The following is a 19,787-nucleotide window of genomic DNA, read 5'->3' as shown; positions in this document are numbered from 1 at the left end:
CGGAAACCCAGCGGCTCCCGGTTGCCCTTGGACGACTGTCAGCCCCGCGCGCGGCAAGTCATCGACGCATCAGAATCCCACGACGATCGTGGCGAGTTCAAGGCGGCGCGCCGGCCCCACCCCGCCGTGCCGGTACGGCTCACCGCCGGGCGGCCACCGTCGCCGCGACCCCGGCCGCCCGGGCCAGCACGGCCATCCGCCGGGGCCGGGAGACGACCGCCGGCCCGGTACGCAGGCAGTCGCGCACCACGTCGGCGGCCCGCTCCGCGCTGAGCAGCATGGGCTTGACCGGCGACTGGGCCATCTTGGTGTCGACGAACCCGAACCGGACGACGGTCACCCGCACCCCGTGCGGGCGGAGCGCACCCCGCAGCCCGAGCAGGTAGGACGTCAACCCCGCCTTGGACGCGGCGTAGCCGGGGGCCTGGGTCGACGGTGCGACGTCGGCGAGGCTGGACAGGCCCACCAGGTGACCGCCACCGCCGGCCACCATCGCCGGCACGACCACCTCCACGGTGCGCGCCGCACCGATCAGGTTTACCTCCAGCGCCCTGGTCTGCGCCGCCAGGTCACCGACGTCGAAGAGTTCACCGACCCCCGCCGCGTAGACACACACGTCGACCCCGCCGAGCCGGTCGACCACCCCGGCCAGCACCCTGCGGTAGGCGTCGCCGGTGACGTCGGCAACGTGGTGGGCGTACCCGGGGGCGGCCAGGGCGCTGGCGCTGCGGGACAGCCCGGCGACGGTCCAGCCGGCTGCCACCAGTTGCCGGGTGAGGGCCAGCCCGACGCCGTCGCTGTTGCCCACCACGATCGCCCGTCGCCCCTGCGCGTCCATGCTGGGACTCTAAGGCAACGTCGACGCCGCGTCCGGCGCGGCGCTGCCCTGCCCATCGCCCCCGTCCACCGGTGCGGCGCTGCGCTGCCCTGCGGCGTGACGCTGCGCTGCCCTGCGGCGTGACGCTGCTCCCGCCCGCCCGGTGCGACGCTGCCCCGCCTCCGTCGATGGTGGGCGGGGCAGCGTCGGGGCGTTGCCGCTAGGGCTGGCCCTGGTGGACCTCGTCGTCGGCGCCCCGGACGAAGAGCCGTACCAGACCGCCGTAGACGCTTCCCGCCGGAGTGGAGATCGCCCCGCCGGGGCCGTCGACCGTGCTCCAGCTCGACCACGCGCCGGTGTCCTGGAGGTACCAGGTGGTGCGCAGGTCGTCGCTGGCGTCACGGACGAACAGGTGCAACCCGCCGCCGTAGACCATGACCCCGGGCGCCGACGTCGCATCCGCGCTGCCGGGCACGTCGCTCCACCCCGACCAGGCGCCGGTGGACAGCGCGTACCGGTCGGTGCGTACGTTGCCGTTCGTGCCCCGGACGAACACGTGCAGGTAACCGCCGTAGATGGTGGCCGCCGGAGCCGAGTTCGCGCCGGTCGGCCCGGCGAGGGTGGTCCAGCCGGACCAGGCGGCGGTGTCCAGCGCGTACCGGTTAGTGCGGATCTTGCCGTTCGCCCCCCGGACGAACAGGTGCAACTGCCCGCCGTAGACGGTGGCGGCCGGGGCCGACGACGCGGCCGTGGTGCCGGGGATCGTGCTCCAGCCGGACCAGGTGCCGGTGTCCAGGGAGTAGCGGTTGGTGCGGACCTTCTGGTCGGCCTGCACGAACAGGTGCAGCTCCCCGCCGTAGACGGTCGCCGCGGGTGCCGAGGTGGCCGCCGCGTCACCGGGGACGGTGGCCCAGCCGGACCAGGAGTCGGTGTTCGCGTCGTACCGGTTGGCCCGGACCTGCCCGCCGGGGCCCTGCACGAAGACGTGCAGGTCACCGCCGTAGGTGGCGGTGGCCGGCGCGGACCGGGCCTGCGCCGTGCCCGGCACCGCCGTCCAGCCGGCAGCGCGTACGGCATCGCCTGCCACGGTCTTCCCCGCCGCGGGGTCCCGCATGACGGTGTTGCCCGGGAGGAGGTCTGCGGAGCTGGTGCTCGCGGTGGGGTTCGCCGGTTTTCCGGCTGCCGTGTCGCCGCTTCCCGGGACGGCGGCTGCGGGGGTGGCGATCAGGGTGACCGCGCCCAGGCCGAGGGCGAGCGCCGGCAGCCGCCGCTTCACCAGTTTCAACGATCGACTCAGACGCATAGACGCTCCCTTGTGGACGATTGGCGGTGATGACGGCTCGGTCAGCTTGTGGCTGGTCCGCAGGGCTCGACACCCGCCTGTCCCCGGGCGGCCGACGACGCTGGCCAGCAACCTCGGCAAACCCCCGTCACCGCCACCCTATCGACCCACCCCCACCCCCCACATCCACCAACCACCCCACCCCCGTCCTCCCCCTCCCCCTCCCTCCTCGCCCTTCACCGGCGGTGATCAAGAGGCTTAGGCCACCACGTTCGGCTCTGGTGACCTAAACCTCTTGATCACCGGGGACAGCCGCTGCTGAGGAGCGGTGACCAAGAGGTTTAGGTCAGGACGTCGGGGATCGGTGAACCAAAGCTCTTGATCACCAGGGGTGGGCGGGGGCAGGGGAGGGGGCAGGGAGGTGGGTGGGGTGCGGGCACCGGGGGTGCCGGTGCCCGCACGGGGGTCAGGTGACGGAGCAGGGGGAGCTGTTGAGGGTGAAGGAGGACGGTTTCCCGGCATCGCCGGTGTGGTTGGCCTGGAAGCCGATGCTGACCGAATCGCCCGGCCCGATCGTGCCGTTGTAGGAGACGTTGCGGGCGGTGACCGCTCCGCTGGTCGGCGAGTAGGTGGCGTTCCAGCCGCTGGTGATGGTCTGCCCGGCGGGCAGGGTGAACGCCAGGTTCCAGCCGACGACCCCGGTGTCGTTGTACGTGGTGATCTTGATGGCGGTGGTCAGCCCGGTGCCCCAGGCGTTGACGGTGTACTCGACCCGGCACAGCGGCCCCGGCCCCGGCGTGGTGGGCGGGGGCGGCGTGGTCGGCGGGGCCGGCGTGGTGGGCGTGGGCGGATACGGGGTCGGCGGGGTGGTCGGCGGAGCCGTGGTGGGCGGGGCGGTGGTGGGCGGCGGGGCGTCCAGGCCGAAGAAGCGGATCGCCTGGGCGGCGTCGACCGGCAGGTTGTGCGTCACGCCCTGCATGCTGATCGCCTCGACCTGCGCGGTGCCGCCGCTACCGCCGTAGCGGGTGCGGGTGTAGCCGGCCTGCGGGGTGTCGGTGAAGGTCGGCGTCTGGCTCAGCCCGTGCACGTTGGTCCACTGCTTGACCTCCTCACCGAAGTTCGGATAGCGCAGGGTCTCGTCGTTGGTGCCGTGCCACACCTGCATCCGGGGCCGCTTGCCGGTGTACCCCGGGTAGGCGTTGCGGACCAGGTCGCCCCACTGCTGCGCGGTCTTCGTGACCTGACCGTTGGCGCACTGGCTGTTCCACTCCGACCCGTCGGTGGTGGCGAAGCAGCCGAACGGCACCCCGGCGAAGGCGGCCCCCGCCGCGAACACGTCCGGGTAGTCGCCGAGCAGCACGTTGGTCATCATCGCCCCGGACGAGGTGCCGGTGGCGAAGATCCGGTTCGGGTCGACGGCGTACCGGGACCGGACATAGTCGACCATCGACTTGATGCCCACCGGGTCGCTGCCCCCGTCGCGGCGCAGCGCCTGCGGGGAGGAGACGTCGAAGCACTTGCTGCTGCGGGTCACCGACGGGTAGATGACGATGTAGCCGTACCGGTCGGCCAGGGCCGCGTACTGGGTACCGGAGTAGAACGCCGGGCCGCTGCCGGTGCAGTAGTGCACCGCCACGAGCAGGCCCGGTCGGGCCGCCACGGTGTTCGGCACGTACAGGTACATCTGGAGGTTGCTGGGGTTGGCGCCGAAGTTCGTCACCTGGGTCAGCGTCGCCGCCGAGGCCGGGGTGGGGGCGGCGATCGCGGCCAGCGCGGTGAGCGCGGCGGCGACCAGGGCGGTGCCGAGCAGTTTGATCCTGGGTCTCATGGGACAGGTTCCTCCGGAGGATCGCGGACATGCGACTGTGTCGATCGAGGCTGCCCGGCGCTCGATCATGTCCGGCTCAGGAACATCCATGAGTATTGTTAGCCTGCGGACGGCTTGGCAAGCCGCGTCGGCCACCGGAACTTCCGGTCGCCGACGGGCGTGGGCACCGGCGACCGGTGGGACCGCGCCGGTGGATAATGGCCCCCATGCGTGGTCCTGCGATGACGGACGTCGCCCGCCTGGCGGGAGTCTCCCACCAGACGGTTTCCCGGGTGCTCAACGACCATCCGAACGTCCGGGAACAGACCCGGGTACGGGTCCGCGCGGCGATCGCCGAGCTGGGCTACCGACCGAACCGGGCGGCACGGGCGCTGGTCACCGGCCGGTCCCAGCTGATCGGGGTCGTCGCCCAGAACAGCACGCTGTACGGGCCGGCGTCGCTGCTGGCGGCCCTGGAGCAGGCTGCCGCGTCGGCCGGCTTCGCGGTCAGCGTGGGCAGCGTCAGCACCCTCGACCGGCGGTCCATCTCCGCCGCCGTGGAGCGGCACCTCGACCACCGGGTCGCCGGCATCGTGGTGATCGCCCCGGTGGCCTCGGCCGACGAGGCGCTCGACCACCTGCCGCACGGCGTGCCGCTGGTCACCGTCGACGGTGATCCGGCCCGGGAGGCGGCACTGGTGACCGTCGACCAGGCAGCGGGGGCCGGGCTGGCCACCCGGCACCTGCTGGACGCCGGGCACCGTACCGTCTGGCACGTCTCCGGCCCGGCGGACTGGTTCGACAGCGCCGGGCGGGTCGAGGGCTGGCGGGCGGCGTTGCGGGCGGCCGGTGCGGAGGTGCCGCCGGTGTTGTCGGCCGACTGGAGCGCGGCGTCCGGCTACCGCTGCGGGCAGATGCTGGCCCGGATGCCGGAGGTGACGGCGGTCTTCGCGGCCAACGACCACCTCGCGCTGGGGGTGCTGCGGGCGTTGAGCGAGCGCGGGCGTCGGGTGCCGGAGGAGATCAGCGTGGTCGGCTTTGACGACGTGCCGGAGGCGGCGTACTTCATCCCGCCGTTGACCACCGTGCGGCCCGATTTCGACGCGGTGGCCCGCGCCGGCCTGGCGATGCTGCTGCGGCAGATCGAGGCCGGCCCGGGCGTGGCCGAACGGCACACCATCGCCCCCACCCTGGTCCACCGGGCCAGCGTCGCCCCCCCACCCCCCTGACCCCCCCCCCCCCCCCCCCCCCCCCCCCCCCCCCCCCCCCCCCCCCCCCCCCCCCCCCCCCTTGCCCGTCGATCAAGAAGTTTGCGCCAGAGTTGATCTCCAATGTGACGCAAACCTCTTGATCAACAGGGTCGGCAGGCCAGGGGGCCAGGGGGCCAGGGGAGTCTGGGAGAGCTGGGAGGGGTCAGTTGTAGGGCATGGTGGGGAACCAGCCGACGCCGAAGATCGCCGGTACCCGGAGGTCCCAGTAGACGACGGTGAAGACGCCGAGGGCGACCAGCAGGGCGCCGGTCACCAGCGCCGATCGTGTCGGGTCGGTCATCCAGCGCAGGAAGCCTCCCCGGGTGACCAGCACGACGACGACGAAGAGCAGCGTCACGATGACGATGTTGCCCAGCGACTGGAGGGTGAACGCCGCCGCCCCGTACAGCGGGTTGCCGGTCTCCACCGCCCAGTGGAAGAGCTTGTTGAACAGCGGGTACGGCCGGCCGATCAGGAAACCGCCGATCAGCGCGCCGATGAGCACCACCCGGGCCACCGGCCGGCGGGCGAACACGTCGGGCACCAGCCCGAGGGCGCCCAGCCCGAGCAGGGCGAGCACCAGGCCGATCACCCCGAAGACCACCGACGACTGGATCAGCCGGACCGGCATGCCGCCGACCGTCTCGGTGGACAGCTGCGGCAGGCTGTCGCCGATCAGCACCCCCACCGCGCCGTACGTCGCGGAGACCGCGATCATCCCCAGCGCCAGCCAGCCCACCGGGCGGACCAGCGTGCGCAGTTGGTGGCGCAGCCGCGTGGACGACCCGGCCTGGCTCAGCGGCCCCACCGACGCGACCATCGCGATGTTGCAGGCGGTGAAGGTGCCGGCGAACCCGGACACGAAGGCGAACAGCAGCCCCGCGCCGGTGCCGCCGATCGCGGTCGCCTTCGCGTCGTGGCCGAGCAGGTTGTTGGCCACCGTGTCACCGATGACCGAGTCGACGAACTCGAACGACCAGAGCACCGCCAGCAGCACCCCGGCGGCGGCGCTGACCAGCGCGGCGGTGCCGTGCCGGGTGGGTGCCGGTGAGACCGGTCCCACCGGCGTCGGCGACACCGGCCGGCGGGGGGCCGGGGACTCGGGACTTTCTCGTAGGGCCATCGTGCCTCGTCTCTGCCGATCCGGGCGGGCCCACGGCCGACCGACAGCGACCCGACCCGGCAGGCGCCCGGCCCACGGGACCCCGGGCCCTGACGGGTGACGCCGTACGCCGTCGCACCCGCCGGGCAGCGACCGCTGCCCGCTCACAGCATGCCGACGCGTACCGGTGCGGTCTTATCCGTGCGTGCTGACTTCGGCCGGCCCGTCGGGCCGTCGGGCCGCGACCCCGGACCCGGTCAGCACCCGTGCCGCCACCGCCGGCACGAGCAGCCGGCCCGGCGGGTCGACCAGGTTGAGCACCCGGAGGAACGCCGCACCCAGCGCCGGATCGGCGGTGGCGGCGGCGTGCAGCCGGTGCACGTAGGCGTTGGTCAACCGGACCCGGAGCGACCGGGGGCCGGGGACCTCGGCGAACCGCAGGTCGGTGCCGACCGCGATGGCCCACGGCACGTCGATCACCCGGGCCGCGCGACGGAAGAACCGTCGGGCCAGCCCATCGGGTGCGGCGCGCAGCAGCCGGGCCAGTTCCGAGGCCTGCAACGCCGCCGCCGTGATGCCCTGCCCGTAGAGGGGGTTGAAGCTGCACAACGCGTCGCCGAAGACCAGGTATCCGGCGGGGAAGCGCCGCAGCCGCTCGTACCGCCGGCGGACGCTGGCCGGGAAGCGCATCCGGGCCGGCTCGCCGAGCGGGCGGGCCTGCCGCATCAACGCGCCGATCTCCGGCGCCGGCAGACTCTCCGCGTACGCGATCAGGCCGGCGTCGTCGGTCGGCGGTTCCTCGCCGAACATCCCGTTGAGCGCCACCGCGAACCGGTCGTGCTCCTGCACCGCCACGATCCCGCCCCGGGGCCGGCCGGGCACCGCGTTGGTGAAGACGCCGAGCAACCCGTCGAGGTGCTGCGGTTGCCGCTCGTAGAGCCGGGTCACGTAGGTCAGCCCCACGGTCACCTGCTCCTCGGGTGCGGGCGGATAGCCGAGCGCGGGAAGCCACACCGGACTCCGGGTGCCCCGGCCACCGGCGTCGACCACCAGGTCGGCGGGATGCTCCACGGCGGCCGAGGGGCCGTCGGCGCGACGATGCACCCGTACGCCGGTCACCCGTCGCCGGTCCGGTGTGGCGGTCAGGCCGGCGACCTCGTGTCCGGGTAGGACGGTCACCCCGGGCAGTGCGCCGATCCGGTTGCGGACGACCTGCTCCAGCAGGGGGCGGCTCACCCCGATCGCCCGCAGCGGTGACGCCGCCGGGCGCATCCGGTAGCCGTCGTTGTACCAGCGCACCTGACCCTGGAGGTCCACCAGCGGCGCACCGAGCTCGGTCAGCTCGTCGCCCACCCCCGGCAACAGCTCCTCCAGCACCTGGCGGCCCCGGTCCAGCAGCACGTGCAGTTGCCGGCCCTGCGGCACCCCGCGTCGGCTGGTGGCCTGCTCGGGGAGGGGATCGCGGTCGACCAGGGTGACCCGGGCGTACGTCTCGCTGAGGGCACGGGCGGCCAGCAACCCGCCGATGCCCGCGCCGACCACCACGGCACTGTCGGTCGCCATGGACCGATGCTAGGCGGACATCGACGGTCCTGTCGTCTCGTAACGTGCCCACCATCGACCATTGACGCGGTCACCGTGCTGGGCAAGGGTGACAGGGTGCGACGGCGCGAATCCCATCGGTCGTCGCACGACACGTTGTGGGACAGCCGTACCGACCCGTCGGGCCACGACCCCGCCCGACGGCGTCGGGCCCGTCCCGCCCGTCGCCATCCGACAGTGCTGACCCGGACGAAAGGACTCCTCGTGCGCCGCTTCCCGCGAACGTCCGTAGCCCCCGGTGACCCGATGCCGTGCCGCCACCCCTGGCGTCGGGTCGTCGCCGCCGTGGCCGGACTCGTGCTCCTGCTGGTCGCCGCGCCCGGCGCGGTCGCCGGTCCGCCCGGCCCGGCCGGAGCCGGCGACCGGGCCCTGCCGGCCGGCTTCCGGCACGGCTGGGTCGAGGTCGAGGGGACCAGGCTGCACTACGTACGCGGGGGCAGCGGGCCGGCCCTGGTGCTGCTGCACGGTTGGCCGCAGACCTGGCAGGCGTGGCGGCCGGTGCTGCCCGCGCTGCGTGCCGGCCGGACGGTCGTCGCGTTCGACCTGCCCGGCCTGGGGGACTCCGCCGCGCCGGCCGGCGGCTACGACAAGGCCACCACGGCCCGCCGGCTGCACGCCGCGACCCAGCAGCTCGGCCTCGGCCGGGTGGAGCTGCTCGGCCACGACGTCGGCGCGCTGGTGGCCTACCCGTGGGCGCGGGACTACCCGGCCGACGTGTCCCGGATGATCGTGATCGAGACCGCGCTCTCCGGGTTCGGCCTGGAGGACCTGTACAGCCGCAGCTGGCACTTCCTGTTCAACGCCACTCCGGCGCCGACGCCCGAGCTGCTCATCGACAACTCGGACGTCGAGGTCTACCTGGACCGGATCTTCGACTTCTCGTCCCAGCACGACACCATCGACCGGCCGGTCTACTACCGCGCCTACCGCGACCCGGCCGACCGGACGGCCGGCTACGAGTACTACCGCGCGTTCAACACCGACATCGCCGACAACCGGGCGCAGGCCCCGGCCAAGCCGGTGACCGTGCCGGTGGTGGCGATGGGCGCGGCGTTCTCGTTCGGCCCCGGCGTCGCCGCCTCCTACCGGCAGGTCGCCACGGACGTCCGGCAGGTCGTCGTGCCGGACTCGGGCCACTGGGTCCCGGAGGAGAACCCGCAGTTCCTCATCGACTGCACCCGGCTGTTCCTCGGCCTGCCCGGGGCGCCGGCCCCGACCCCGGCGCTGGCCGGTTGCGCCGCCTGATCCCACCCCCGCAGCCCACCCCCGGTGCCCCGCAGCCCACCTGCGGGGCACCGCCTGGCCTGCGGCGCGGACCGCCTGGTCCGGGTCGGGTCGCCCGGTAATGGCCGACAGCCCGCCGGCCGGGCGCAGGTGGCCGGCGGACCGGGTCAGGCCAGCGCGTCGAGCGCGGCGCGGTCCGCCGGGGTCAGGCGCAGCCGGGCGGCGGCCATGTTCTCCTCGAGGTGCCGCACCGAGCTGGTGCCGGGGATCACCAGGATCGCCGGTGAGTACGCCAGCAGCCATGCGATGGCGACCTGCGCGCGGGTGGCGTCGTGCCCGTCGGCGACCCCGTCGACGGTACGCCGTTGCGCGGCGCTGAAGTCCGGCCCGAACGGCAGCTGCGACCGCCCGGTACGCGCGCCGAGCAACCCCGCCCCCAGCGGGAAGTACGGCACGAAGGCGATGCTCTCCTCGGTGCACCGGCGCAGCACGTCCAGGCAGTCCCGGTCGAGCAGGTGGAAGCGGTTCTGCACGGCGGCGATCGGGATCGTCGCCCGGGCCTGGTCCAGCTGTTTGAGGGTGACCCCGCTGAGCCCGACGTCGCCGATCAGGCCCTCCTCCCGCAGCCGCACCATCATCGCGAACGACTCGGAGAACCGGACCTCGCCCGGGCGCAGCAGCCCGTCCCCGCCGACCCGCAGATAGACCAGCTCCAACCGGTCCCGACCCAACCGGCGCAGGTTCTCGTGCACCTGCCGCCGCAACTGGTCGGGTGCCCCGGCGGGCACGAAGTCGCCCCAGTTGTCGCGTACCACCCCGATCTTGGTGCCGATCACCAGGTCGTCGGGGTAGGGGTGGAGGGCCTCGCGGATCAGGTCGTTGGCCACGTGCGGGCCGTAGAAGTCGCTGGTGTCGAGGTAGTTCACCCCCAGCTCGACCGCCCTGCGCAGCACCGCCAGCGCGCCCGCGTGGTCGTCCGGGGGGCCGAAGGAGCCGGGGCCGGGCAGTTGCATGGTGCCGAAGCCCAACCGGTTGACGCTCAACTCGTCGCCCAGCCGGAGCCGGCCGGCCTCCGGTGCGAGCTTGTCCGACAGTGTCACCCTTGCTCCCCTCGGGGGACGCCGCACGAGGCGACGCCCGTGTGTGCGGGCCTGCGCGGGCGGCGGGAGCCGGCGGGACGCCCGCCACCCGTCGGCCATCCTTCCGGACAACCGGGACACCATCCCGCAGGTCGGCGCAGCGTGTCGTGCATCGGGTCACCCTGAGTGAGTGCGGTGGGGGTGTGGCGCGGTGCGCGCCGGTCGGGACGCGCCGGGTGCGGTGCGGGCGCTGTCGAGCTGTCGGCGTCGACGGATCAGTGCAGGGGCCGCGGCCCGAAGCCCAGGGCCCGGTCCACGCCGATGTGGAAGAACCAGCAGGCGGCCACGAGCGCGAGCAGCGACCATCGGGTCGAGTCGAGGGCGAGCGCGAGGCCGTACCCGGCGAGCAGGACGAAGGGGGCGACGTAGGTGTGCCCCAGGTTGTAGGCGATCGCGCCGACCCGGTGGTCGACGGCGTAGCCGAGCATCGAGAGGTCGAAGACGAGGAACAGGGCGAACAGCCACCACCAGGCGAAGCCGGTCAGTACGAGGAGGACGACGGCCGCCCCGGCGACGGCCGCGCCCTCGACGCGGTAGAGGGCCGGCACCGGGGTGGCCGGTGGGGTGCTGCGGTCGGGCGCGGCGGTCACTGGTGTTTCCAGTTCTCCAGAGCGGTCACCACGCTGGTGACGGTCTTGTCGTAGCTGCGTTCGAGGTCGGCGGCGAGCGTGAACGCGCCGGCGGTCTCCAGGCTGACGAAGCCGTGGATGACCGCGCGCAGGAACCGGGTGGCGTCGATCGCGTCGTCGCCGAGGAGGTGGTAACCGGCGAGCACGCGGTAGACCACCTGGAGGCTGGCATCGCTCGCCTGCTGGTCCTCGACGTCGTCGGGGCCGGGTGCCCGGACGGTCATCGGGTACTGCGCCGGGTGTTGCCGGGCCCACGTCCGGTAGGCGGCGGCCAGGCTGCGGACCGCGTCGTCGCGGGCCCGGCCGACGCACGCCTCGACGAGCGCCGCCGACAGGTTCACCTTCACGCGCAGCATGATGCCACGGCGGAGCCCGGGTAGGCCGTCGATGTGCTTGTAGAGCGACGGGACGCGGACGCCGAGGCTCGTGGCGAGCGAGGCGAGGGTCAGCTCGTCGGTGGGGTGCGCTTCGAGCAGCTGCGCGCCGCGGGCGATGACGATGTCGGCGGTGAGGCCGGCCCCAGGCACTGGTGTGCACCCTGCTGAGGAAGTCGAGCACCGCACTGGCGGTGAGTTCGGGCTGCTGGGACTGCGGGTAGTGGCCGGCGTCGGGCACCATGACGACCTCGCCGCGCAGGGTCTCGCCGATCCAGGTCGCCTCGGCCGCCGGGTCCGTGAAGTCGGGGTCGCGCTCGCCCATGACGACGAGCACGGAGGTGTCCACCTCGGCGAGACGCGCCTCGGCGAAACGGTGGTCGGTCTGCCGTGCGGTACGGGAGAACGCCGTGCCGTAGCCGGGCTGCCGGAGCTTGGCGACGACGGCCGCCCGGTATGCGGCGAAGTCGGCCGGCTTGACGCCGGCGTAGAGGGTGGGCAGGTAGGCCTTCCAGACGCTGGCCACCCAGAGCGGCGACATCATCAGGTGGAAGAGGCTCCGCATGCCGGGCGGCTGCCGGGGGTTGCGCACGAACGGTCCGACGAGCACGAGGCCGGCGACCTGCGCGGGGTGCTCGGCTGCGACGATGACACCGGCCCCGGCGGCCCGGGAGTTGCCGACGATGACCGCCGGCCGGCCGAGCTCGGCGATCAGGGCGCTGATGTCGGCGGCCGTCTCGGGGTCGCCGTAGGACGCGAAGGTGGTGTCGCTGTCGCCGTGACCGCGCAGGTCGGTGCTGGCCACGGTGAAACCGGCGGCGACCAGGGCCGGGGCGAGGAACCGGTACGACGAGCGCAGCTCCGCCATCCCGGGCACGAGCACCACGAGCGGGCCGCTGCCCTGGACGTCGTCGGCGATGCGGCCTTCCGCGCGGTGCAGGTAGCGGGTCGGTGACGGTGTGGTGTTCCGGGCGTCGGTCATGAGGCTGGCGTGGCTAGGCAAAAAGCTAACCACAATAGCTTTCAGATTCCGGCCCGGCCGCCGGCCGCCACCAGGTCAGCGCACCACACCCACCGGGCCGCAGTGCCCGCTTGTCGAGGACCGGGGCACCCGCCGGACCCGGCCGTCCCCGACACCGTTCGCCACCCGGCCGGAACCGCCCGGACGGGGAGATACCACCGGTGGTCCCGCCCGGGCACCCCGGACCGGGCGGTGGGACCGCCGACGTGGTGACCCCGGGTCACAGCCGGACCAGACCACCGTCGGCCATGATGGTCTGCCCGGTGACGAAGGCGGCGTCGTCGCTGGCCAGGAATGCCACCGTGCCGACCACGTCCTGCGCCTCGCCGGGGCGCTTGATGGCCTGCATCGCCGCGACGTGCTCCTGGGCCGCGCCGGCCATCGGGCTCTCCGCGAGACCCGGGGTACGCGACAGGGTCGGCCCGACCGCGTTGACCGTGATGCCGTACGAGGCGACGTCGCTGGCCAGCGCCCGGGTGAACCCGATCACCCCCATCTTGCTGGCCATGTAGTGGGTGAAACCGGGCAGGGCCAGACCGACGGAGTTGGAGGTGAGGTTGACGATCCGCCCCCAACGCGCCTCACACATGTGGTGCAGCACCGCCTTGGTCATCAGGAACTGCGAGTCGAGGTTGACCGCCAGCACCCTGCGCCACGCCTCGTACTCCAGCTTGAAGATGTTCTTCGCCGGATAGATGCCGGCGTTGTTGACCAGGACGTGGCAGCCCCCCATCCCGGCGGTGATCTCCGCGCCGATCCGGGCGACGTCGTCCGGGTCCGAGACGTCCCCGGTGACGCCGAGGGCCTTGCGCCCCTCGGCCTCCACCAGCGCCACCGTCTCGATCGGGTCGACCAGGTCCACCGCCACCACGTCCATGCCACGCCGGGCCAGGCCCTGGCAGATCGCCTGCCCGATGCCCCGCCCCCCGCCGGTCACCACCGCGATCCGGGTACCCGTGTCGGTCATCAGCCCCACCCCTTCGTTGCTGCGTCGCGGTCGGGGACGACCGGCCGGGATCGCGTGTCGTCGGTCAGCCGCAGTGCGCCCGAGGGACAGAGGTCGACCGCGGCGCGGCCCTCGTCGGCGTCGACCGGTCGCCGACGCAGCAGCACCCGGCCGTCCTCGCTCTGGTCGAACAGCTCCGGCGTGGACAGCACACACTGCCCGGCGCCGATGCACAGGTCACGGTTCACCACCAGGGTCATGGTCGGTCCTCCTCCGCCCACCGGGTCGTCCCCACCCACCGGCCCCTCGCTCACCAGGTCACCGGCAGCCGGTCCAGGCCGTAGATGTTCGACTCCTTGCGGAACGGCAGGCCGTCCAGCTCCTCGGCCAGCCGTAACCCGGGGATGCGGGTGAACAGGGTGCGGAACACGATCTCCAGCTCGGCGCGGGCCAGGTTCTGCCCGATGCACTGGTGGATGCCGTAGCCGAAGGCCATGTGGTGGCGCGCACCCCGGCGGACGTCCAGCTCCCCGGCGTCGGCGAAGACGTCGGTGTCCCAGTTGGCGGAGGCGAACGACAGCAGCAGCCCGTCGCCGGCCCGCACGGTCACCCCGCCGACCTCGATGTCGGCGGTGGCGACCCGGGGCAGCGCGTCCACCACGGTGAAGTAGCGCAGCAGCTCCTCCACCGCCAGGCCCATCGCGGCCGGGTCACCGGTGACCACGGCGAGCTGCTCGGGATTCTCCAACAGCCCGGCCACCCCCAGGGAGATCATGCTGGCGGTGGTCTCGAAGCCGGCCACCAGCAGCAGCATCGCCAGCCCGACGAGCATGTCGTGGTCGAACAGCGGGGTCTGCCGGTTCTGCACCACCAGCCGGCCGAGCAGGTCGTCGGTCGGCTCCGCCTCCTTCGCGGTGACCAACCGGTCGACGTAGGCCCGCAGCTCGCTGCTGGTCTGCTGGCGCTGCTCGGCGGAGACCGTCCGGCGCAGCTGCGCGTCGGCGCTGCGGACGATCAGGTCGCGGTCCTCGTACGGCATGCCGAGCAGCTTGGTGATCATCGAGGCGGGCACCGGCAGCGCCAACGCGGCGACCAGGTCCACCGGCTTCGGCCCGGCCAGGATCGCGTCGACGCACTCGTCGACGGTGCGCTGGATGTGCGGGCGCATCTCCTGCGCCCGGCGCAGCGTGAAGTCGCCGATCAGCATCCGCCGCTGCGGGCCGTGCTCCGGCTGGTCGAGCCCGATCAGCGACCGGCCGACGGCGGCGATGTTCCGCCGGGTCTGCGGGGTCACCGGCTCGGTCAACGGCAGGTTCGGGTGGAACCGGTTGGCGCTCACCCGGGGGTCGGTCAGCAACCGCCGGACGTCGGCGTAGCGGGTGACCAGCCAGGCCAGCTGCCCGTCGGGCACCCGGACCTGGCTGACCGGCGCCTCGGCGCGCAGCCCGACGTACTCGGGGGCGGGGGCGAAGGGGCAGGTGCGGGGCATCGGGAAGTCGGGCGCCTCCCCGGAGGGCGCCGCGTCGGGGGCGTACGTGCTGTTCGCGGTCATCACGATCCTCTCGGTGGGTGGGTCGGTGGGCCCGGACGGCGTCGACCCGGCGTGCGGTGCCGACGGGGGACCCGGCGTCGACCCGGGGTGCGGCGAAGCGACGGTGGTGGGCTCATCCGGGGTGTCGGGCGAGGTGGGCGAGCAGCGCCGCCGAGAGCTGGTCGGGGGCCTCCTCGGGCACCCAGTGCGACACCCCGTCGAGGGTGAGGAACTCGTACGGGCCCTTCACCCAGTCGCCGGTGCCGTGCGCGGCGACCGGGCCGACGCCGATGTCGGCGCTGCCCCAGACATAGAGCGTCGGCACGTCGACCGGCCCGGCCTCGACGTCCTCCGGCCGGGTGGCCCGGTACCAGTTCAGGGCGGCGGTCAGCGCGCCCGGCGCGGTCAACCGGTCCAGATAGGTCGCCAGCCTCGCCGGCCCCGCCGCGCCCAGCATCCGGCGCAGGAACGCGGCGTCGTCGGCCAGCAGCATCCCCTCGGCCTGCCCCGGCTGACGGAACATCGCCAGGTACGCGGAGCGGCGCTGCTGGTCCTCGTCGCCGGCCAGCGCGTCGGCGAACGGCCGGGGATGCGGCACCGACACGGCGGTGAAGGTGCGCAGCAGCGCCGGGTGCCGGTCGGCCACCGCCCAGCCGATCGCCGCGCCCCAGTCGTGGCCGACCAGGTCGAACCGGTCCCAGCCGAGCTGCCCGGCGAGGGCGACGACGTCGGCGACCAGGGCGTCCATCCGGTACGCGTCGACGTCGTCGGGCCGTACCCCGGGGGAGTAGCCGCGCTGGTCCGGCGCGACGGCGTGGTGACCGGCGGCGCCCAGCGCGGCGAGCTGGTGCTCCCACTCGACGGCCCCCTCGGGGAAGCCGTGCAGCAGCAGCACGCCCCGGCCGTCGGCGGGGCCGGCGGTCAGCGCGTCGAAGGTGCCGGCGTCGGTGGTCAACCGCAGCGGCGTGGTCACGACGGCCGCCCGGCCCGTGCGGCGGCGACGTCGCGGTACTGGTCGACCAGCCGGTGCAGCGCCGGGACCAGGTCGTTGGGGGTGGGCAGGCCGGCTACCTGGGTCCGCAGCCGTTCGGCGTTCGCCTTGAACGACGGGTCCTTGAGCACCCGGGTCAGGTCCTCGGCGAGCGCCTCGGAGGTGAGGTGGTCGGCGTCGGCGACGAACCGACCGGCCCCCTGCTGTTGCAGGCCGTTGGCGTGGGCCAGCGGCCCCCACCACTGGAACCCCCAGTGCGTCCCCGGAATGATCAACTGCGGTACGGCGTGTTCGACGGCGGTGGCGAAGGTGCCCGCCCCACCGTGGTGCACGATCGCCGCGCAGCTCGGCAGCAACATGGCCAGCGGCACGAAGTCGACCACCCGGACGTTGTCCGGCAGCACCGGGATGGTGGCGAGCTGCTTGGCGTTGAAGGTGGCGATCACCTCGGCGTCGAGACCGCTCACCGCGTCCAGCAGATCGGCGGCGGGGGCCTCGGTGCCGCGCCCGTTGCGGTGCGACTCGCCGAGGGTGAGGCAGATCCGGGGCCGCTGCTGCTCCTCCCGCAGCCAGTCCGGAATCCGGGCCGGCGGGTTCACCGCGATGTGCCGCACCGGCACCAGGTGCAGCCCGTCGGGCTGGTACTGCCACGGCGGCATCGGGTCGATGGTGAAGTGGCCGGTGGCGACGTCCTCGTCGAACCGGGCGCCGTAACCACCCAGCACCCGGTCCAGCCAGTCGCGCAGCGGATCACCCTCGTCCCGGGCGGCCCGCCGGAGCTGGGTGATCCCGTCCGGGCCCATCATCATCCGGGCGTGCGGCACCCCGCAGACGGTGGCCGCGGCCGGCGCGGCGTACACCATGGAGTCCCAGACCACCAGGTCCGGCCGCCAGGAGTCGATCAACGCGATCAGGTCGGCGATCATCTCGTCGGTGGAGAACAGCGCGAAACCCCAGGAGGCCCGGGACAGCTTCTCCAACGGGTTGTCCCGCGGGAAGTCCTGCTGCAACGGCATCTCCTGGCGCTCACCGGGGGCCATCACCACCGGCGGCGTCTCGCCGGGGCGTACCCCCGGATAGAAGGCGGGCATCTCCGTGCGGGTCCGACCCACCTCGACCGGGACGAACCCGGACGCGATGATGGCGTCGGCGATCTCGGGCTGGCTGGCGACGCGGACGTCGTGTCCGGCCGTACGCAGCGCCCACGCCAACGGCGTCATGATGTGCAGGTGCGCCTTGTTGGCGTGCGGCACGAAGAGCACTCTCATCCGGTCTCCTCAGCTCGGTGTCCGTGGCTCGGCAGGGCGGCGGCCGGAGGGCTGCCACCACGCGGGCACGGCGCCTCGCCCCCCGGCGACCTCCGCCCCACCATGATCTCGGCCCGGCCGTCCCCGGACATCTCCATACATGCCCTTTCACCGTCGTCGACCGGGCATCGTCGAAGTAGGCACCCACCGTCGACCTCTCCATACTCGACGGACAGGCGGGCTCACCCGGCGGTCCGACGCCACGCGGGTCGGGTGCCCGACACCGGCCGGACCGCCGGCCCGCCGTCGCGGTCGCGTCGCGCCCGGCCGCCCGGCCCGACTCCCGGATCAACCTCCCGCGCGGCCCCTGCCTGCCCGTACGACGAAAGGGACGCCCATGTTCGCCGACGCCGACCCTGCCCTGATGGAACCCCGAGACTTCGCCCGGCTGGTCACCGCCACCCCGGTCGACGAGCTGCGCCGGGTGATGGGGGGCCCGCACCGCCGCACCATCCTGGACGGCATCTTCGTCCGGATGCCCACCCTGTTCCGCGCCGACCGGGCCGGGACCACCGAGGCGGTCCTGCACTGGAGCGTCGGCGACCGACGTGAGGGGACCGTGGACACCTACGAGATGGTGATCGCCGGGGGTGAGTGTGTGCTGTCGGCGCGGCCGGACCGGGAGCCCCGGCTCACCCTGACCCTCAGCGACATCGACTTCCTCAAGCTGGTCAGCAGCAACGCCAACCCGGTCACCATGTTCGTGCTGGGCAGGATGAAGGCCAAGGGCGACCGGGGGCTGGCCATGCGCATCCCCACCCTGTTCGACATCCCGAAACCCTGACCACGCGCGTACGCGGGGGCGGCATCCGGTGCCGCCCCCGCGCCGCGTCCTGCCCCCGTGCCCCGGCCGGCGTGGGCCGCGCGGGGTGTCCCGGTTCCGTCGCCGGCCCGCCCGCCGCCCCGGGCGCTGCGGGCCGGCCTGCGGATCAGCCGGTCAACCGGCGGCTGATGTCCGCCCGGAGCTGCTTCTTGTTCACCTTGCCCACCGCCGTGTACGGCAGTTCGTCGACGGTCACCAGCCGCTCCGGCAGCTTGAACGCGGCCACCCCGGCCCGCTGCATCACCGCCCGGACCTCGTCCAGGCCCACCGCACGGCCCGGCTGCGGCACCACGTAGAGGCAGACCCGTTCGCCCAGCTCGGCGTCCGGCATGGCGACCGCGGCGGCCAGGCTCACCGCGTCGAGCTGGTAGGCGAAGTTCTCCACCTCCTCGGCGGAGATCTTCTCGCCACCCCGGTTGATCAGATCCTTGTCCCGTCCCTCGATGACCAGGTTCCCGTCGGGCCGCAGCCGGACGATGTCCCCGGTGTTGTACCAGCCGTCGACGAAGGCCCGGGCGGTCAGCTCCGGCGACCGGTAGTAGCCGCGCGGCGTGTACGGCCCCCGGGTCAGCAGCACCCCCGCCTCGCCCGGCGGCACCGGCCGGCCGTCTTCGTCGACCAGCCGCAACTCGTCGTCGGGGCAGATCGGCCGCCCCTGGCTGTGGCACACCACGTCCTGCGGGTCGGCCGGGCGGGTGAGGCAGAGCAGCCCCTCCGCCATCCCGTACACCTGCTGCAACTCGCAGCCGAGGACCGGCGTCACCCGCTGGGCCACCTGGTCGGCCAGCCGGGAGCCGGCCACCTGGACCCGGCGCAGCGAGCCGAGGTCCCGGTCCGGGTCCTTGTCCCGGTATTCCAGCCAGCGTTGCACGGCGGCGGGCACCAGCGAGGTGAAGGTGACCCGTTCCCGCTGCACCGCCTCGAACGCCCGCTCCGGTGCCGGGGACGGCAGGATCACCACCCGGCCGCCGGCCAGCAGCGTGCCCAGCAGGCCCGGCCCGGCCATCGGGTAGCCGTGCGCCAGCGGCAGCACCGCGAGGTAGACCGTCGTCGCGTCCACCTCGGAAAGCTCGGCGGCCCGACGCATCATGTAGCCGTAGTCGTCGTGGGTCCGGGCGATCAGCTTCGGCACGCCGGTGGTGCCGCCGGAGAGCAGGAACAGGGCGACCGCCGAGCCGGCGGGCGCGGCGGCGTCGAGCGCGCGCCGGGCCGCCACCGGGTCGTCGGCCGGCCGGCACAGCTGCCGCAGGTCGACGCTGTCCGGCCGGACGTCCGCGCCGGCCACCAGCACGTGCCGCAGGGTCGGCGCGTCGGCGGCCACCTCGTGCGCCAGCGCCTGGTGGTCGAAGTCCTTCCACCCGTCCGGTACGACCAGCGCCCGCGCCCCGGTCAGCGCCACGATCGCGGCGATCTCCTGTCGGCGGTGCGCCGGCAGGGCCATCACCGGGACCGCGCCCAGCCGGAAGCAGGCCACCGTCAGTACGACGAACTCCCAGCAGTTGGGCAGCTGCACCACCACCCGGTCGTCGGGGCGTATCCCGAGCGCGCGCAGGCGGACGGCGGCACCGTCGGCGCGGGCGGTCAGCTCGGCGAAGGTGAGCCGTACCGGGCCGTCGACCAGGCACGTCGCGGTGGGGTCGGCGTCGGCGGCGGCGTACAGGTACGCCCCCAGCGACCGGTGGGTCCAGTACCCCCGCTCGGTGTACCGCGCCACCAGCTCCGGCGGCCACGGCACGGTCCCGTCGAGGGTAGGTCGGGTCGCTTCTGCGGACATGTGGGTCCTCCCGATCCGAGTGGTCGACGCGGCGCACCGGCGTCGGGGCCCGCGCGGCGCGACCGAGGAATTCGCGTGTCGAACTCGCGGGGAAACCGTACGGACGCGCGCCGCCGAGTTCCTTCTCCCGCATTGCGCTATTGCGCGCCGGGCATTAGCGGAGGTCAC

17 protein-coding genes and 1 pseudogene are annotated in these 19,787 nt (G+C 73.6%); 3 read left to right on the top strand and 15 right to left on the bottom strand.

Annotation, left to right across the window (positions count from 1 at the left end; translation table 11 throughout):
* Window positions 1-139: 139 nt before the first annotated feature.
* From GA0070216_RS10445 to GA0070216_RS10435, 3 genes are all read right to left on the bottom strand, one after another.
* Complete coding sequence (locus tag GA0070216_RS10445; RefSeq protein ID WP_091243084.1) at window positions 140-838, bottom strand: SDR family NAD(P)-dependent oxidoreductase; 699 nt, start codon at window positions 836-838, stop codon at window positions 140-142.
* 199 nt (window positions 839-1,037) lie between these two features.
* Window positions 1,038-2,120: a DUF8189 domain-containing protein gene (locus GA0070216_RS34450; RefSeq protein ID WP_176738902.1), complete on the bottom strand. Its 1,083-nt coding sequence runs from the start codon at window positions 2,118-2,120 to the stop codon at window positions 1,038-1,040.
* Between the two features lie 445 nt (window positions 2,121-2,565).
* Complete coding sequence (locus GA0070216_RS10435; protein ID WP_091243081.1) at window positions 2,566-3,927, bottom strand: extracellular catalytic domain type 1 short-chain-length polyhydroxyalkanoate depolymerase; 1,362 nt, start codon at window positions 3,925-3,927, stop codon at window positions 2,566-2,568.
* A 206-nt stretch (window positions 3,928-4,133) separates the two neighbouring features.
* Here GA0070216_RS10435 and GA0070216_RS10430 point away from each other — a divergent pair, with 206 nt between their 5' ends.
* Window positions 4,134-5,135 (top strand): LacI family DNA-binding transcriptional regulator, encoded by a 1,002-nt coding sequence (locus GA0070216_RS10430; RefSeq protein ID WP_091243079.1) that lies wholly within the window; start codon window positions 4,134-4,136, stop codon window positions 5,133-5,135.
* Between the two features lie 184 nt (window positions 5,136-5,319).
* Here GA0070216_RS10430 and GA0070216_RS10425 read toward each other — a convergent pair whose 3' ends face one another.
* Window positions 5,320-6,279, bottom strand: a complete 960-nt coding sequence (locus GA0070216_RS10425) for a hypothetical protein (protein ID WP_091243075.1) — start codon at window positions 6,277-6,279, stop codon at window positions 5,320-5,322.
* 174 nt (window positions 6,280-6,453) lie between these two features.
* A complete protein-coding gene (locus GA0070216_RS10420; protein ID WP_091243072.1) occupies window positions 6,454-7,821 on the bottom strand; it encodes an FAD-dependent oxidoreductase in 1,368 nt (455 codons plus the stop codon).
* A 285-nt stretch (window positions 7,822-8,106) separates the two neighbouring features.
* Here GA0070216_RS10420 and GA0070216_RS10415 point away from each other — a divergent pair, with 285 nt between their 5' ends.
* Window positions 8,107-9,105, top strand: a complete 999-nt coding sequence (locus GA0070216_RS10415) for an alpha/beta fold hydrolase (RefSeq protein ID WP_245722416.1) — start codon at window positions 8,107-8,109, stop codon at window positions 9,103-9,105.
* A gap of 146 nt (window positions 9,106-9,251) precedes the next feature.
* Here the strand turns inward: GA0070216_RS10415 and GA0070216_RS10410 are convergent, their stop codons facing one another.
* From GA0070216_RS10410 to GA0070216_RS10370, 9 genes and pseudogenes are all read right to left on the bottom strand, one after another.
* Window positions 9,252-10,184 (bottom strand): oxidoreductase, encoded by a 933-nt coding sequence (locus GA0070216_RS10410; protein WP_281190412.1) that lies wholly within the window; start codon window positions 10,182-10,184, stop codon window positions 9,252-9,254.
* 254 nt (window positions 10,185-10,438) lie between these two features.
* The gene (locus GA0070216_RS10405; protein WP_245722415.1) at window positions 10,439-10,813 is read right to left on the bottom strand and encodes a DUF4260 family protein; all 375 of its coding nucleotides are present in this window, start codon (window positions 10,811-10,813) and stop codon (window positions 10,439-10,441) included.
* The gene (locus GA0070216_RS10400) at window positions 10,810-11,379 is read right to left on the bottom strand and encodes a TetR-like C-terminal domain-containing protein (RefSeq protein WP_091243066.1); all 570 of its coding nucleotides are present in this window, start codon (window positions 11,377-11,379) and stop codon (window positions 10,810-10,812) included. Before GA0070216_RS10400 ends, GA0070216_RS10405 begins: the two co-directional genes overlap by 4 nt.
* Window positions 11,380-11,473: 94 nt before the next feature.
* Window positions 11,474-12,094, bottom strand: a pseudogene (locus GA0070216_RS36580) (alpha/beta fold hydrolase); the annotation flags it as partial.
* Between the two features lie 373 nt (window positions 12,095-12,467).
* Window positions 12,468-13,214: an SDR family NAD(P)-dependent oxidoreductase gene (locus GA0070216_RS10390; protein WP_091243893.1), complete on the bottom strand. Its 747-nt coding sequence runs from the start codon at window positions 13,212-13,214 to the stop codon at window positions 12,468-12,470.
* The gene (locus GA0070216_RS10385; protein WP_091243062.1) at window positions 13,214-13,453 is read right to left on the bottom strand and encodes a ferredoxin; all 240 of its coding nucleotides are present in this window, start codon (window positions 13,451-13,453) and stop codon (window positions 13,214-13,216) included. The genes GA0070216_RS10390 and GA0070216_RS10385 overlap by 1 nt, the downstream gene beginning before the upstream one ends.
* A gap of 50 nt (window positions 13,454-13,503) precedes the next feature.
* The gene (locus GA0070216_RS10380) at window positions 13,504-14,745 is read right to left on the bottom strand and encodes a cytochrome P450 (protein ID WP_091243060.1); all 1,242 of its coding nucleotides are present in this window, start codon (window positions 14,743-14,745) and stop codon (window positions 13,504-13,506) included.
* Between the two features lie 112 nt (window positions 14,746-14,857).
* Entirely contained in the window at window positions 14,858-15,685 is an 828-nt protein-coding gene (locus GA0070216_RS10375) for an alpha/beta fold hydrolase (RefSeq protein WP_218108181.1), read from the bottom strand.
* An 8-nt stretch (window positions 15,686-15,693) separates the two neighbouring features.
* On the bottom strand, window positions 15,694-16,983 hold the full coding sequence (locus GA0070216_RS10370; protein WP_141723036.1) for a nucleotide disphospho-sugar-binding domain-containing protein: 1,290 nt from the start codon (window positions 16,981-16,983) through the stop codon (window positions 15,694-15,696).
* Window positions 16,984-17,386: 403 nt separating this feature from the next.
* On the opposite strand from GA0070216_RS10370, the gene GA0070216_RS10365 reads away from it, so the two are divergent.
* The gene (locus tag GA0070216_RS10365) at window positions 17,387-17,806 is read left to right on the top strand and encodes an SCP2 sterol-binding domain-containing protein (RefSeq protein WP_245722413.1); all 420 of its coding nucleotides are present in this window, start codon (window positions 17,387-17,389) and stop codon (window positions 17,804-17,806) included.
* A gap of 145 nt (window positions 17,807-17,951) precedes the next feature.
* Here GA0070216_RS10365 and GA0070216_RS10360 read toward each other — a convergent pair whose 3' ends face one another.
* Entirely contained in the window at window positions 17,952-19,619 is a 1,668-nt protein-coding gene (locus GA0070216_RS10360; protein ID WP_091243046.1) for a (2,3-dihydroxybenzoyl)adenylate synthase, read from the bottom strand.
* Window positions 19,620-19,787 lie beyond the last annotated feature (168 nt).

It is taken from the genome of Micromonospora matsumotoense (assembly GCF_900091525.1).
Classification (GTDB): Bacteria; Actinomycetota; Actinomycetes; order Mycobacteriales; family Micromonosporaceae; genus Micromonospora; species Micromonospora matsumotoensis.
Note: the sequence above shows the minus strand (reverse complement) of the source record. Positions and strands in the feature narration are given on the sequence as shown.